Source organism: Rothia sp. HMSC08A08, assembly GCF_001808385.1.
Classification (GTDB): Bacteria; Actinomycetota; Actinomycetes; order Actinomycetales; family Micrococcaceae; genus Rothia; species Rothia dentocariosa.
The window spans coordinates 63,938-77,734 of sequence record NZ_KV793063.1 but is presented as its reverse complement, the minus strand read 5'-3'; the positions used below and the strand labels follow the sequence as shown (position 1 = coordinate 77,734).

The following is a 13,797-nucleotide window of genomic DNA, read 5'->3' as shown; positions in this document are numbered from 1 at the left end:
AAAGGCAGGGTTGTCTATGATTGATTGGTGTCGCTTGTGGGCAGCCCTGATGTTCTATATGTCGAACCATGATGAAACGTTTATTTTGATTAAGGAATGAAAATATTATGAATTATTACGAACCTATAGGGTTTTATGATGATGGCTACGGAGAAACATTCTTCCCGGTCGTTTATGTGCGGGAGGATGGTGTTTTAGAGCGGCAGTTAGAGCTGTTGCGGCAACGGGGATGGAAAATTATTGAGCTTTCCTGTGAAAAGTTTTTAAAGTCTTCAGGCTCTGAGGAAGATGCCATGATAGTTTTTGAGGCTATTGAGTTTCCGTATGAGATTCCTCGGTTGCCGGATGATTGGATTCATGAGTATCTTGAGGATTTGCATTGGCTGGATTTGAGTCAGGGGTTCTTTTTTGTTCTGAAGGATTATGATGTGTTCTTCCAAGATCAAGAAAAAGTTGACTATTTTATGGCGAAGTGGACTGCAAAGTTGTTGCAGACTGTGGATACTGAGTTGAGGTACCGGTATTCGGAGGATGAGGATGGGGAGTATGATCCTGCGAATATCCTTTATGGTATGGAGGTGTCTCAAGAGCATCTTGATCAGGTGTTGGAGTTTTTTGAGGGTCGGGCGATTGTGATTCCTGATTTCGATGAAGATGACCCTGGGGCGGAGCATCCTTTGTATGTGAAGACTAAAGAAGACGCTATCAGTAACTTGAAAGGTATAACGGTTGACCCAAAGGATACTGAGGGTTAGTTGTATCTTCTGAAGAGATGATGTGACGAATCGTCCAGATCTTCAATTTACTAAAGATGGTAAACGATACTACGTCGAATGGGATCGTACTACTTCGGGACGTGAAATTGGGCATGCCAAACGTATTGCGGCTAACGATCCCACACATGGTGGCATTGAGCTACGTATTGTTAACCCATATAAGAAGTAACTAAATTAAATATTGAAAGGTGTGGAAGAATTTTTATGAGTAATAGCGTTAATCAGTATCGTCTGTTCGGTGGTAAATATGAGCCTTATACATATCATTTGGGGTACATTAAAGCTAATTACCAGAATGCGGCAAAATATTACAAAACTTGGTCAGATCGTTTTATAAAGCCTTACAGGGACCTTCGAGCGGTTGATATTGACGTATCAAAAGGAGATATTTTTGAATCTCTATTACCTTTGACGCAAGTAGCAAGCAAAATTATTTTTGCTCAATGTCTTAATGGTTGGACAATGGTTTCGACTAATGCAACCACAACACTTGATTATACAACTATTATGCATAATATGGCTAATATTTATGGATTAGATTGTGTCGTTCTTGATTATGTGCGTAATATTTATCCCTCTAAAAACTATAAAGAAGGTGATGACTACTATGAATCGTATGGAAAAATAGTATTTAATTATTATGATGGAGAAAAATATAAAAGTAATAATTTTTGGGGGAGGCGGACGATAAACCTTAGTCGTCAAGGTACTCAGAAATGGAGTTTCCATTCAAGCGGTGAAACTCTAGAGTTTGAAGATTTGAATGTCTTTAAAAAACGTAAAATCGTTGATAGATTTTCTCCTGAATTGTTGGTAAAATATGCTCGTCACGTGGGGATAGATCCATATAATCCAGAGTTCTATACTGGGCCAGTAATCCTATATACAGTAGAAGCTTCTTGGCTTCATGATGAACCTCAAATGCTTGAACCTAAGACTTTTAGAGAAGCACGTGCTGAGTTTGGGTACGACAAGCTTTACGACAGCTATGGTGATGATGAAGACCCATCGAAAACTTATCTTGATGGTGTCCAGAAGAATGAATCTAAAAAATCTGATGAATTCGAGCCTTTAGATGAATATCAGGCTGATTCTCTACGTCTGAGTGAGCTACAGGCATTGTTGCCATTACCGGTTGAACAGGTTAGCGTAGGAGATTTGAATTTCTCTTTCACGGGTAATAAAGATAATTCTTCCTTTAAGCTCTATGTGGATTGTGACTGGCGTATCGCTCCAGCGCGAGAGAAAGATCATCTGGAAGGGTTTCCGAAGAATCAGCAAGAGCCTATTAAAGCTCTCCAAGGCGGCATGATAATTGCCGTTGAAGCGGATACACCAGATGCCTATAATCCGCTTATTACCGTTCGCGATATTCATGGTGAGGACTGGGTAATTCACATCCTGAGCGAAGATGAAAATGCTCCATGGGGTGTCATACAAAATCGGGAACAGATTATCGAAGGCCCCAGTTGGCAGGCTCACGAAGCATGGAAAGAAGCACGCTGTCAGGAGACCGAAAGGTAAAAGCCTAAACATTGGTGACGAAAACTCGTACACCTGCAAACTCTATCCGATACTATCGCTAATGTAGATCATTACATTCTCTGCCCCATGACGAAGGAATAAATACATGGCACTTATAAGCCCCGTTACCAGTCAGAATGATGACTTACAGCGCACCATCGAGCAATTACATTATCAGGGTGCTGAGGATATTCTTGTTAATGCCCCTCAGCAGAGTGCTTACGGCTACCAAGTAGGGTATAACCATCCCGAGTTGCAGTACACGCTTGATGGTAAACGGTACTATGTTCTCTGGTTGACTGAAGAGAGCAAGCTCGCGCAGTATAAGGCACAGCGTATAGCTGCTAATGACCCAGAACATGGAGGAATAGAAATACGTACTGTGCGGGAATACGATGATCCCGCGACGAAGACCTTTACCCGTTCCGCATCCTAAATTCTTACGTAGCGATAACCGACAGAATAGAGCGTTATGAATCCCCACTACACGTTAGCTAACGGTGCATATGAGCCCACTACCTACGAACTTGGTTATATTTATGCGGATCTGCAGAATATCGCCCAGGCATATATCGACTGGCAGCAAGAGCTGGGCTACCGCATGCAGTATGAGGTTGTTGAATCAGGCGGGTTAGCTGCGGCGATGTCGTACCTTGAGCCGCTGCGTCGTATCAGTGATGCTGTTGTGTTTACTGAGTGCGAAAATTATTGGGTTTCGGTTTTGACAAATCGTGTGCCAAGTAACGATGTAGATTCTATTGTGCACACAACCTCTCGACTACTGAATACTACCGGCGTGCTGATCTCAAATGTTCCGAATCGGTACCCTATAGCTTCTCATGCTGATTCTCGGGTGAATGTGCGGGGTCGTCGCCGGTTTGAGGTTCTTTTTCAGCCTGATAATCCCGGCGATATTCACACGGAACGGGCTCGACGATGTGTTGAGGTTAAACGTGAGATGGGTTCTCGGTGGCGTTTCGTTCATGAGGGGCTCCCAATTAACTTTGAGCAGGAAGAAGCATATAAGGTTGCGCGTATTCCTGACCGCCTTAGTGAGGATATGCTGATTGATTATGCGCACGCTATGCGAATTAACCCGTATGAGGAGAACTTCTACACGGGTCGCAGCGTGGCGGTGTATCGGTACAAACCAGAATTTGAGGTAGAAGAGAATAAGAAATTTATTGTGCCTCATAGTTTTGCCGAGGCACGCCACTATTTTGGGTATGTTCCTTCTGATGGCACAGCCCCGTTGGAACCATCGGATGAGACACCTGCCGGGTGGGATACCCGTTCAGTACTTGAACGTATGCGTTCACACCTCCCGCTAACCATTGATGCAGTGGAGATCATGGGTGAGGACGCCTGCGCAGTTTTATCTGGGAAGGATTGGGCACTTCAAGTTAACTGTAGCGGTGTTCTTACTGCGGCAGAGGGCTCTGTTCCCAAGGAGCCCCAGGAAAATCATTTTCCGGATAGTCTGGGGCAAATTCAGGGAACGGTAATCACTGAGGTTTCCGGTTCAGAAGACGGGTATAACCCCGTGATAACACTGCGTGCTTCTGATGGTTCCCTGTGGACTTTAACCCTGCAAGCGGGCGCGGTGAACGATCCATGGGAGCTATTTGCTCATGGCGAGCGTATTGCTGGCTTTTCGTGGCAGGATCACCTTGCTTGGCAAGCAGGAGATCTCACCGAAGGGTAGCTCATATAGAAGGTGACTTCTCGACATAGCCATCGGGAAGTCACCTTTTTACCGTCCCTATCATGTTCCTGCGGTTATCCAGACGGAAGCTGAACAGCGTTCCGGCTGGTAAACTGATGGTGCTATACGTGCGGTATAAAACCGCGCAGTCACCGTGTGAATGTGCCTCAGGCGTCTGCCGTAAGCACGTACCCTAAGAGAGGGTTTCTTATGATTATTGGATACGCCGCTGGCGCCTACGACCTGTTCCATTACGGGCACCTCGAAATCCTGCGCAAGGCGAAGGAAAACTGCGACTACCTTATCGCCGGTGTTGTGCACGACGACGTTCTCGAACAGACCAAGGGGCGTCGCCCCGTTATCCCCATTGATGAACGTGCCGCAATCGTCAGCCATATCGACTATGTGGACGAAGTCTATATCGAAACCACCCCCGATAAGATCGAAACATGGCACCAGAAGCCCTTCAACGTCTTCTTCAAAGGCGACGACTGGAAAGGAACCCCGCAGGGCCTCGCCCTCGAAAAACGCTTCGCAGAGGTCGGCGTGAGCGTCCACTACTTCCCCTATACGGAGCACACCTCAAGTACTAAGCTCCGCAAAGTTGTTGACCTGCTAGAAGCTGAGCACGACCTGCGTGTTGAGATGCGCCGCTTCGCCGAACTTCTTGGTGACCGTGCCTATCATGAGGCGGTAGTCGCCGCTAAAGCAGAGGCCGCCGTGGGAGCGGCAGAAGCCGAAGCATCCTAAAGCCCCATCGGTCGCTAGCATTCAGCACCCAACAGAAAAAGGCTCTTTATTCGAATAAAGCGGGTTTTCCGCCGCTTCATTCACATAAAGAGCCTTTTTAGCAGGTAGACTAGCAGGTCAGTAATTAACCCTGCTGAGCGGTCCACTTCTCAGCCGAGGTACCAAGAACCTTGAGCACGCGACCAACCTGGGGTTCGGCAGCGGCAGCAATCTTCTTGCCCACCAGCGGAATCGAGCAGGAGACCTCACCATTGACGTCCACACGTGCCTGGCTGTCGCTCACAGGAGTGAGGGTCTGGGTAGCCTGTGCGCTTACAGGCATACCGCTAACCTTAACCTCGGTGTTCACGGTGCGGGTGCCGTCGGCAGCGGGTGCGCTCACTTTATCGGTCTGGGTCATACCCACACCGTTAGAGACGAACTTCTTCGCAATATCCGGCACGCGGTCTGCGGGGATGGTGCGCTCGGTGGTGATGGTGTACTCACCGGCGGGGTCACCGTCAAGGTTGAAGCTGACGAAATTAACACCAACCTCGTTGCATACAAAGCGTGCGAAATCTTCGCTGGCGTATGCCGCAGCGATCTGCTCAACCGACACGTTGACGTCGTTGGACTCTTGAACTGCCATATTTTCTCTTTTCCTTCCATGGCGCGTGCGAAGCCCCGGGCATCCTATCCGGAAGATAAGCGCTCCGAGGCTTTCGTACCTAACAGGTAACAGCCTTCGTGGCTGCACAACTTGAGTGGAACACCCGCGTATATGTGCGGTCTTCTACCTCATATAGCGGCGGATGCTCCGGTGTAGCCTTACGTCTGAAAACTCGGCGGATACATGTGCACTATATCGCCGATAGCTACTTAGATTCTACTCGCTGGGTGTAATAGCGTTAATTCGAGCCATTTCTTGCTTACCCGCAGCGTGGGCACGTGCTGCCTGCTTGAAACGGGCTATATATCCCTCAGCACGGCGAGTCTTCCCCGAAAGCAGGTTATCGAGCTCCTGCGCCAGCTGTTCCGCTGCGATACTTGGGTTCGCCACATAGGGCTGTGCCGCATGAAAAAGTGAGGGATTTTCAAAGGCTAGAGTAAGCTTATCGAACAGGTCCGCGCGGCTCTCAACGATAACGGCGCCGCCCTGCTTCTCCATCATGGTAACGAAAGGGACCTGGTGGTTATCGACAACTTCATCAAACTCAACGCGGCGCGGTACAACGAGGGGAATAGCACCGGTGGCACGCGCATCCTGAATAGACCCCGGACCGCCCTGAACCAGCACAACCTGCGCCTTGGCATATAGGCGTTTGAGGGTGCCTGCAGGCAGAAGTTTAACGTTATCTGCCCCTTCAACGGGGGAGGTATGACCGTGCTGAATGAGGCACCGTACCTGAGGATTCTCCGCCAAATAAGCCTTGACCCACCGTAGCAGCCGATCAAAGGTGTGATAGTCGGTTCCGAGAGAAACCACAAGATCATAAGTATCCGCCGGAAGACGTGAGGGAGCCTGGGCGAGAGTGAAGCTCGCCGGATCGAGAATAATACTATGCCCTGCGGTATGGGGCATGTTCTGAATAGACATATATGTCTGATCCTAACTCTAATCGGTGAGTGCGGAATCGGTCAGCCTAAAGAGTGGAAGTAGGCCAGCTAACCCCGAGTGGTTGGTAAATCGGAAGAGTTTCTGCGATTGACTCCGGTGGTTAGTCGAAGGTAATGCTCGCCCGCAGATGTTGTTATCAGTTTGTTATGTATTAAGTATATACGCGCAGACGCAGGATTAAAGTAAAACTTCACGGTCATGAAAGCGGTGAAAATTATTAATCCCACGCCCGCGCATATAATGCGGTGCTGCGCCCTAGAAAATCGGATGCAGAATCGTCGAATCCGGAAAATTCTTCTGCTGTTCCTCATTCTGAACGTTAAAGCTATCGGCCAGAATATAGAGCATTTTTCCCGTCATCGTCGGCAGCGTTGGGCGGTCATAACACTCAATGTACATGGTCTTGACCCGAAATAACTTCGCCGCTACGAAGAACGGAACCGCAACCCCGGCCCCCGCAGACACCACGGCCTGCGGTTTCTCCTGAGGAATAACCTTCAGAGCCAAGAAGAAATTCCGAATAGCGTTCTTAATATTGCGGGTCGTAGGGTAGTAGGCCCAATGTACACGCTCGTTCTCAAGCGCCGCCTGAACATCGGGCTGTTTGAAACTCACCCACACTCGCTCGTAGTCTTCCCATGCAGAAGCGGTCTCGGTCAGATGCTTCAAATGCCCGCCGCTGCTAGAGACGAGAAGTAACTTTGCGGACTTATCCGACGAATTATTCATCGCTTACCCTTCCTTCTGCGGTTCCATAAATACTGCGATGCTCACGGTATTTTCAAGAGTCTGCAGGTACGAGAAGAGCTCGCGCAGCTTTGCCCGGTTAGTATCTTTGTTCACCGGAATCAGGCACAGACGAGTAGCACTGCTGAAGCGCACAACCTGCGGAAGCGTAGCGGAATTCCCCAAATCAACCACAACGGGAATGGAATTACCCGCAACATACTTCTCGGGGTTCTGCAGCGAGTGACTGTCTTTGAGCGACTTGTAGTCGATAAAACGCACCTGATCGCTTGGCAGCGCGGTGTAGAGAGCCTGGTACATACGGTAAGCGAGTTTGCCGGATGCAGAACTGAGGGTAATACCGGCATAACCGGCCTTCTTGAGGTCACCATCCGTAGCGCCTACACGGTGCAGCAGCAAAAGCGCGCCTTCGGCGTCGTTCGGCTTGAGCTCATGCGAATCGATACCCATCTCCTTGAGACGACCAGCGTAGCCCAAGGTACGCATCGAACGGTCATAAATGTATGCCGCAGCAATACCCACCAGCAGACCGAAGGCACCGCCCACAACCGTCAGAACCATGGGGGAGAGACCCTTCTGGCTCTTTGGAACCTGAGCCGAGGATACAACACGACCGCCCTCCTGAGAAATCAGCTCAAGCTGAGAACGGCGCTCACGAAGCTGCGTAAGTTCGGAGGCAGGGATGGTAGTGCTATTTTTTGCTTCGTCAATCTTCTCATCGAGCTTCTTGAGCCGGTCCTCCACAGTCGCCTTGAGGCCTTCACTGCGTACCTCTAGGTAGGCTGCAGCCACGGCATTCGCGTAGTCAGCCGCTTGCTTAGCGTTAGGCAGAGTCACCTCAATATCCAAAACGGCCGACTGCGAAGTACCCGTTACCTTCGTGGCAGCCACGAGCTTATCAACGTTCATCTCCTGGTAATTAGGACCCTCTTGGTTAGCCTGAGCCTTGGTGATAGCACGTTCGGCAACCTGACGGGAACTCGCCGCACGGGACTCGGTGTTAATATCGACCTTCACGGAGTTCGCGCTGCCTGTTCCTGAAGGGTCATTCACGAGCGGATAAACCACCACAGTTGATTTCGCGGCGTATGATGCAGGCGAAATCACTCCGTAGGTGCCCGCAAGAATCGCCATCACCACGATCGGAATAAGAACAATGAGCTTATGGCGCCATACGCGCTGAACCTGCTCAAGCAAAGATGCCGAAGGCTGTTTCTCGGAAGTGCTCGAATTTTCCATGGTGTTCTCTTTCTGAACGATAATCCTGGGTCGTTCGTGGTTCGTGATCGGTGTTGTGTTGTGAGAGTCTGTCGTATCTTCAGAGGATTTCGCCTGGGCTTCGGCGTCTGTGCTTTCCGCTGGTGTCGCCTGAGTCTTAGCGGCGGGCTGCACAGGTATCATGCCCGTGGGCGTATCCGGGGCACCATTCGCGGTAGCCTGTGCAATCGCAGGAAGCCTCGGCTTCTTCACGGCTTGCACGGGTCGAGCTGGCTCGGGAGATTTATCGGCTTCAGGCTGTGCAGAATCCTGCGGCAGAGCATTTCTGAGGGTACCAACCGCAGAATCGGGTGAACCCGGCTTGTCGCCAGCCGCCGCACCCAGGAATATTGGTACGGTTGGCGATTTTTCGATATGCGGTGTTTTCCCCGTCTGGGGGTTGCTGTGATCCTGCGACGATGCGTTAGCCTGCGGCGCAGACTCTTGTTCTCTCCCCATGTGCGGAGTTTGTCCCTTCTCGTGAAGTTGTTCGTGGTGAACCGCCGTTCCCTCGGCGGGAGGCGTAGCTGACAGATGTGTCTCAGCTGCGGTATGTTGCTGAGATTGCGCATCCGAAGACTGCGCCGGTGGTGTTTTTGAAAGCGCCGCAGTAACGGCGGAAGCAATGCTGGAAGAGCGCTGAGGATGCTGCGGGGAAACCCCGACGAGCTGAACCATCGTTGCTCCGTGGGCAAGCGCATCATTCAAGCGCTGTGCATCGGCACCGGAATCGGTATACTGCGGGAACGCCTCACGCCGCCCCTGAGCAATGGCGGCACGCACCGCTGAAAACTTGCTGGGGGAGCGAACGATCGCCATCACCGTGGTAGGCGCGTTTTCCGGGGTCTGGGCTGCAACAACTTCTTCTGCGGTTGCGGGCTTCTTGCGGGCCGAGAGGAAACGTTCAACGCCCAACGGCTTGCGGAAGCGCTTCAGCAGGTAGCCGTAGCTTGGAACCAGAAGAACCAGGTACAGCACAAGAGCTACTAGGCTTTGCCCCAGAACCGCAAGCGGAATAAGGGCGCATACGGTCGGTACCACACCGCCAAGGATGAGCGCCGGAGCCATTTCCTTGACGGTAGCGCGAATACCCACCAGCTTGAAGACCTGGTAGCTTGCTAAGAACGTATCAATCAGCAGTGCCGCCGCCCAAGCGGTGACGGCACCATAGAGCCCCCATAACGGAACCAAGGTAAGGTTCAGGATAATCGCCAGAACCAGAGCCGAGAGCTTATTGAGAAGCTGCCAACGGCTTTTACCGCTCATAAGCAGAACTGACTGCACGCCGCCCGCACTCATCGCGAGCATCGCCGCCGGGCAGATAACCCAGAGAATACCTGCGCCAGACTCGAAACCTTTACCAAAGAAACGCAGCAAAACCGGGCCGAAGAAAGCAAGTGAAAGGTAGAAAGGCCAGGCTAGGGCGGTGAGCACGCGGGTGGTCGCGAGGAAGATTTCACGGGCACGAATCAAGTTTTGGGTTGCCAGAGCCGCGCTGATCGATGGTCCGGTCACGATGCGCCCGGTGTGTTCGACCATAGTGCCAACACGCACACACCGGTTTACCGCGCCGTATACACCGCCTGCAGCCGGTCCGAGGAATGCTGCGATAACCAGCACATCAATCCATTCGAGTGCGGTCTCGACAATGGCGGCAACACCGCGGGCAGATGAGAACATCCAAAAGGAACGCAGCGTTTCTTCTGGGGCGTCCTGATGCTCGTTCGTGGTGGGCGGCGTATCCTGGCTCATTTCTTCGGGAAGAGGGCGGTTGAGCAGGTATGCGGTGACTGCCGTGGTGATAATCACCGGAATAGTCCATGCCCATACTAAGCCCATCAGAGAACCCGCGAGAATCACCGCAAGAGCTACACCCGCTAGACGGAGAGTCGGGAGCACCACGTTCTGCAGGAGGGTGAATGTCACTACCTGGTTTAGACCGCGTAATGCTCCGAACCCCACCGTCATGGCAGCGGCAATTATCAGGAACGGAGCGCTCACCCGTAGAGCGGTGGCGTATTCGTCGCTTCCCGGCATGATCAAGCTGTACACCAGCGCTGCGAGGGCTACAACAACGGCAAGAAGTACCGAGGGGAAAAGAGCGAAGCGGATAAGCTGGGGGAGCGCAGAGTATCGTCCTAGGGCACGCTGTGCGGACATCGTGCGTACAAGCCCGGTATCCGCGCCGAAGACCGAGAGCGAGGTCCCGATCGCAAAGAGCGCCATTAGACGGAAGAATTCACCGGCACCGGCGGCGCCGATTCCGTTTGAGACCACGAGGGTTGTAACGAACGCAATACCGGCACCGTACATCACACAGAGAGAAGCCAGCGATCCACTGCGTGCTAAAGAAGCATGACGTGCCATTAAAGCTCCTCTCTGTAATATCGTGCACGAATGCAGGCCATAGCGCTGAGCAGAAGAACGCTCAGCTGTGCCACATCGAAGCTGTAGAAAATAATGACAACACAGCTGCAGACCGGAATGGAATGCAGCCAGAATCCGGCGGGGGTGCGCACCTTCAACCCTTCACCCAAAATACTGAGAATAAAGAGGGCATATATAGCAAGACCCACAAATCCGAAACAGAACATTAGAGTCCATAGATACCCCTGAGTACCCATCGAAACACCCACGCTCAATTCCATGCGGGGAGTTCCATACCCCACAATGGGAGACTCTAAGGACGCTGCCCAGGTTGAGCGGTACAGCGCCGCGCGACCGCCGGTCGAGTCCGAATATTGCTGACGACCCAAAATAGCTGCCACCGTGCCGGAGGCAATTAACGCGGTCACCACCCCGACAACCATCACCCCGGCCGCCGTTACCAGGCCCCAATAGCGACCAATAATCAGGCGAATAATGACGTATGCAGTCGCAAAACCCAGACCAATGAACATACCGCGGTTACTGGTCGCAACGAGCGGCACGACCGATGCTCCGAGGACGATCGCCAAAAAGATGCGCAGAAGCCACGAGCGTGTGCGAGCAAAGAATGCGAACATCACGGGCGTAAGCACGGTAAAGGCAAGACCCCAGCTATTGGCGTAGGGGAAAGGCGCGGCGGGGCGCACGTAGGGTTCGGGCGCTCCCCAGGGGTTTTGAACCTCCGCGAAGGGTGGGAGCATATAGTCTTTCACCAAAGAGTTCGACATGAAACTCTGTGGCACGACGTAGCTCATTGGTGTTTGAACGCGCACTTCCGGGAAGAGCACGCCGCCCCATCCGAGTACGACAACCGTAACCCACAAAGCAGTTAAACTGCCCAAGAGCTGATTGATCGAGATGCTTTCTTTAGCGTTGAAATAGTAAAGCGCATACACGCCCGCGTTGAGAATATTGACGAAGCGCAGCGTCCAGGCGATATAGTCTGTCACATCTTCTAACGAGACGGTACAGACAATCACCCAGAAGATGAACGCAGCCCATATCCAGAGCGAGCGGGGCACTCGCACGCCGCCGCGGATAGTCAAGTAAATGACCATCGTAACCGAAAGCACCAGCGGCACGATCTGAAGCAGCCCCAACGCCCAGAATGCCGGGAACCCATAGAACAGGGTGAGAAGAGGCCACGCAGGAAGACGTTTACGGGGTGCCTGTGCGGATGCACCGCCCGCCGCGGGTGTAGACGCGAGCTTCCTTGAAGCACCGAGGGTTGGAAGAGCTAGAGCAGTAGACATTACAGACCTCTTCCTGTCTTCTGAACGAGATCAAGAAGCAGCTGAGGTTTCACAATCCCCAGTGCTACCACGTATGCCGCCCAGGCACGTAATTGCTTTTTATCGCGTTTAAGGGCCGAACGGGCGTAGGAACGAGCAAGATCACGGTGACCGAGCGCCGCATGCACAAAAGCTATCTGCCCGGCAATACGTGCCAGTCCACGCGGGCTACGCTCAAATTCGGGGAATTTTTGCAATATATAGGTAAGCCCGTCCGCCATAGCCTGCCACTTACCAGCAAAAAATGAGGGACGATCCCACAGCACCAGAATAAGCGGTTTCTGCACTGAAAAAACGTCGCCGTAGCGGGTTGCTCGTAAGAGTAAATCGTAGTCTTCGCCGTAGGAAGCTGGCAGCTCCTCATCGACTAAACCGAGATGGTCGGTCACAAGATCCTGCCTCGCATAGAGCATAGCGGAAGGATGAATCTCCGTAATGCGTGAGAGCAGAAAGTCATCGAAGGATGCACGCTTAGGCGCCAGCCGCTCAATATCACGCCCACCCGAGCGAACGGTGATACCCGAAGAAACCGCGACCGCCTCCGGGTGAGCATTCCACAGTGCGAGTTGTTCGGTCAGCTTGGTGGGCATCCAATAATCGTCGTCGTCACAGAAACCAATAATTTCTCCAGTGGCGGCAAGAATCCCGCTGTTACGACCACCCGCAAGACCGCCCGTGCGTGTGTTTGCTATCGTAATGAGCTTCCGATTTTCCGGAACCTGCACGTCTTCCAGCAGATCGGGCTCTACCCGGTCATACACCACGACAACCTCGATAAACTCCGCATAATCTTGATCGAGAATAGAGCGTACCGCAGTGCGCAGAGTTTCGGGACGTTTACCGTTAGTTGCGATCACGGCGCTTACGGCGGGAGCTGAAGATTCAAACTTCACGGTTATGCCTCCTGCGAGGGGGACGATGCGGGGGTTGCAAGCGTGACGTATTTACGGCGCATAGACAGCAAAACGGTCGCCGCATTTGCCAAGAAAAGAAGCGCATAGACGAAGACGAAGAGCACGCCAAAACCCCAAAAAATGTAGATCCAGCAGAGCGTACCGGCGTCCATATGCAGATTGATGAAGGAACGGAGGTTACCCCCGGTCGAAGGCGCCGCAGTTTTACGGTTTTTGCGAAGCTGTTCAGCGAGAATCTGACTCATAAAATGTCCGGCGGTGAGCACTGTGAATGTCATGGGCAGTGCCCAAAGAATCCAGCCACCGGGAAAACCATCGGCGGTATGTGATGCAGAGAAGTACTCGGGAAAACGGATAAAACCTACCAGCGTCGCTAGGTGTACGGTGGGTACTCGCATGGAATCTACTACATGGTCAAGCCATTCTCCGGCAGGTGAGGATGCGCCGGTCACGCGGGCTACCTGCCCGTCCGCCGAATCAAGCCCGTAACCGAGGGCAAACAGAAGCGCAACGATAACGCCTGTCAGGATTGTTGGGGGAGCGGTTAGAAGAACGATAACACCTGCCGCCGAGACAGCAGCGCTGACCGCCGTAACGCCGTTGGGCGTAATACCGAGGGAGACAGCGGCAGCAGCAAAATAGCGTGCAATCCTGCGGTTTACCCATCGGGTGTATGCGGGAACTCCAATACCTGGTTTTTGCGCCTGCTCAAGCGCTCTCAGAGTATCCGAAAAGCCGGGGCGTTTTGCTGTGCTTGGCGTAGTGATGTGACCCATGTGAAGAATCCTAATCGGTGATCAAAGTTTGA

Annotated in this window: 13 protein-coding genes; 6 read left to right on the top strand and 7 right to left on the bottom strand. The window is 52.2% G+C overall.

The features are described from left to right. The first annotated feature begins 107 nt into the window (after window positions 1-107). The 6 genes from HMPREF3164_RS04590 to HMPREF3164_RS04570 all read left to right on the top strand — a co-directional run bounded on the left by HMPREF3164_RS04590 (window position 108) and on the right by HMPREF3164_RS04570 (window position 4,755). Entirely contained in the window at window positions 108-755 is a 648-nt protein-coding gene (locus HMPREF3164_RS04590; protein WP_168160754.1) for a hypothetical protein, read from the top strand. A 22-nt stretch (window positions 756-777) separates the two neighbouring features. Beyond that, window positions 778-945, top strand: a complete 168-nt coding sequence (locus HMPREF3164_RS11190) for a hypothetical protein (protein ID WP_168160753.1) — start codon at window positions 778-780, stop codon at window positions 943-945. 35 nt (window positions 946-980) lie between these two features. Then, window positions 981-2,300, top strand: a complete 1,320-nt coding sequence (locus HMPREF3164_RS04585; protein ID WP_070449210.1) for a hypothetical protein — start codon at window positions 981-983, stop codon at window positions 2,298-2,300. A gap of 106 nt (window positions 2,301-2,406) precedes the next feature. After that, window positions 2,407-2,736, top strand: coding sequence for a hypothetical protein (locus HMPREF3164_RS04580; protein ID WP_013398662.1), 330 nt, complete (start codon window positions 2,407-2,409; stop codon window positions 2,734-2,736). Window positions 2,737-2,772: 36 nt separating this feature from the next. Beyond that, window positions 2,773-4,005 (top strand): hypothetical protein, encoded by a 1,233-nt coding sequence (locus HMPREF3164_RS04575; RefSeq protein ID WP_070449208.1) that lies wholly within the window; start codon window positions 2,773-2,775, stop codon window positions 4,003-4,005. Window positions 4,006-4,215: 210 nt separating this feature from the next. Further along, the gene (locus HMPREF3164_RS04570; protein WP_070449206.1) at window positions 4,216-4,755 is read left to right on the top strand and encodes an FAD synthase family protein; all 540 of its coding nucleotides are present in this window, start codon (window positions 4,216-4,218) and stop codon (window positions 4,753-4,755) included. 124 nt (window positions 4,756-4,879) lie between these two features. Here HMPREF3164_RS04570 and HMPREF3164_RS04565 read toward each other — a convergent pair whose 3' ends face one another. The 7 genes from HMPREF3164_RS04565 to HMPREF3164_RS04530 form a co-directional block, all read right to left on the bottom strand. Continuing rightward, window positions 4,880-5,383 (bottom strand): DUF2505 domain-containing protein, encoded by a 504-nt coding sequence (locus HMPREF3164_RS04565; protein ID WP_004006161.1) that lies wholly within the window; start codon window positions 5,381-5,383, stop codon window positions 4,880-4,882. A 237-nt stretch (window positions 5,384-5,620) separates the two neighbouring features. Next, entirely contained in the window at window positions 5,621-6,331 is a 711-nt protein-coding gene (locus HMPREF3164_RS04560) for a glycosyltransferase (RefSeq protein ID WP_070449204.1), read from the bottom strand. 276 nt (window positions 6,332-6,607) lie between these two features. Beyond that, the gene (pssD, locus tag HMPREF3164_RS04555) at window positions 6,608-7,081 is read right to left on the bottom strand and encodes a PssD/Cps14F family polysaccharide biosynthesis glycosyltransferase (protein WP_070449202.1); all 474 of its coding nucleotides are present in this window, start codon (window positions 7,079-7,081) and stop codon (window positions 6,608-6,610) included. Window positions 7,082-7,084: 3 nt separating this feature from the next. Beyond that, window positions 7,085-10,723, bottom strand: a complete 3,639-nt coding sequence (locus HMPREF3164_RS10870) for an oligosaccharide flippase family protein (protein WP_083297340.1) — start codon at window positions 10,721-10,723, stop codon at window positions 7,085-7,087. Then, window positions 10,723-12,036 carry an O-antigen ligase family protein gene (locus HMPREF3164_RS04540; RefSeq protein WP_048753460.1) on the bottom strand — a complete coding sequence of 438 codons (1,314 nt, stop codon included), beginning with the start codon at window positions 12,034-12,036 and terminating at the stop codon, window positions 10,723-10,725. The genes HMPREF3164_RS10870 and HMPREF3164_RS04540 overlap by 1 nt, the downstream gene beginning before the upstream one ends. After that, window positions 12,036-12,968 (bottom strand): glycosyltransferase family 2 protein, encoded by a 933-nt coding sequence (locus HMPREF3164_RS04535; RefSeq protein ID WP_070449200.1) that lies wholly within the window; start codon window positions 12,966-12,968, stop codon window positions 12,036-12,038. The genes HMPREF3164_RS04540 and HMPREF3164_RS04535 overlap by 1 nt, the downstream gene beginning before the upstream one ends. Window positions 12,969-12,970: 2 nt before the next feature. Next, a complete protein-coding gene (locus HMPREF3164_RS04530; RefSeq protein ID WP_070449198.1) occupies window positions 12,971-13,765 on the bottom strand; it encodes a CDP-alcohol phosphatidyltransferase family protein in 795 nt (264 codons plus the stop codon). Window positions 13,766-13,797 lie beyond the last annotated feature (32 nt).

Excerpts from the sequence above, each read along its gene's own strand:
- HMPREF3164_RS04590 (WP_168160754.1), top strand. The coding sequence starts at position 108 with ATGAATTATTACGAACCTATAGGGTTTTATGATGATGGCTACGGAGAA.
- HMPREF3164_RS04585 (WP_070449210.1), top strand. The coding sequence starts at position 981 with ATGAGTAATAGCGTTAATCAGTATCGTCTGTTCGGTGGTAAATATGAG.
- HMPREF3164_RS04580 (WP_013398662.1), top strand. The coding sequence starts at position 2,407 with ATGGCACTTATAAGCCCCGTTACCAGTCAGAATGATGACTTACAGCGC.
- HMPREF3164_RS04575 (WP_070449208.1), top strand. The coding sequence starts at position 2,773 with ATGAATCCCCACTACACGTTAGCTAACGGTGCATATGAGCCCACTACC.
- HMPREF3164_RS04570 (WP_070449206.1), top strand. The coding sequence starts at position 4,216 with ATGATTATTGGATACGCCGCTGGCGCCTACGACCTGTTCCATTACGGG.
- HMPREF3164_RS04565 (WP_004006161.1), bottom strand. The coding sequence starts at position 5,383 with ATGGCAGTTCAAGAGTCCAACGACGTCAACGTGTCGGTTGAGCAGATC.
- HMPREF3164_RS04560 (WP_070449204.1), bottom strand. The coding sequence starts at position 6,331 with ATGTCTATTCAGAACATGCCCCATACCGCAGGGCATAGTATTATTCTC.
- pssD (WP_070449202.1), bottom strand. The coding sequence starts at position 7,081 with ATGAATAATTCGTCGGATAAGTCCGCAAAGTTACTTCTCGTCTCTAGC.
- HMPREF3164_RS10870 (WP_083297340.1), bottom strand. The coding sequence starts at position 10,723 with ATGGCACGTCATGCTTCTTTAGCACGCAGTGGATCGCTGGCTTCTCTC.
- HMPREF3164_RS04540 (WP_048753460.1), bottom strand. The coding sequence starts at position 12,036 with ATGTCTACTGCTCTAGCTCTTCCAACCCTCGGTGCTTCAAGGAAGCTC.
- HMPREF3164_RS04530 (WP_070449198.1), bottom strand. The coding sequence starts at position 13,765 with ATGGGTCACATCACTACGCCAAGCACAGCAAAACGCCCCGGCTTTTCG.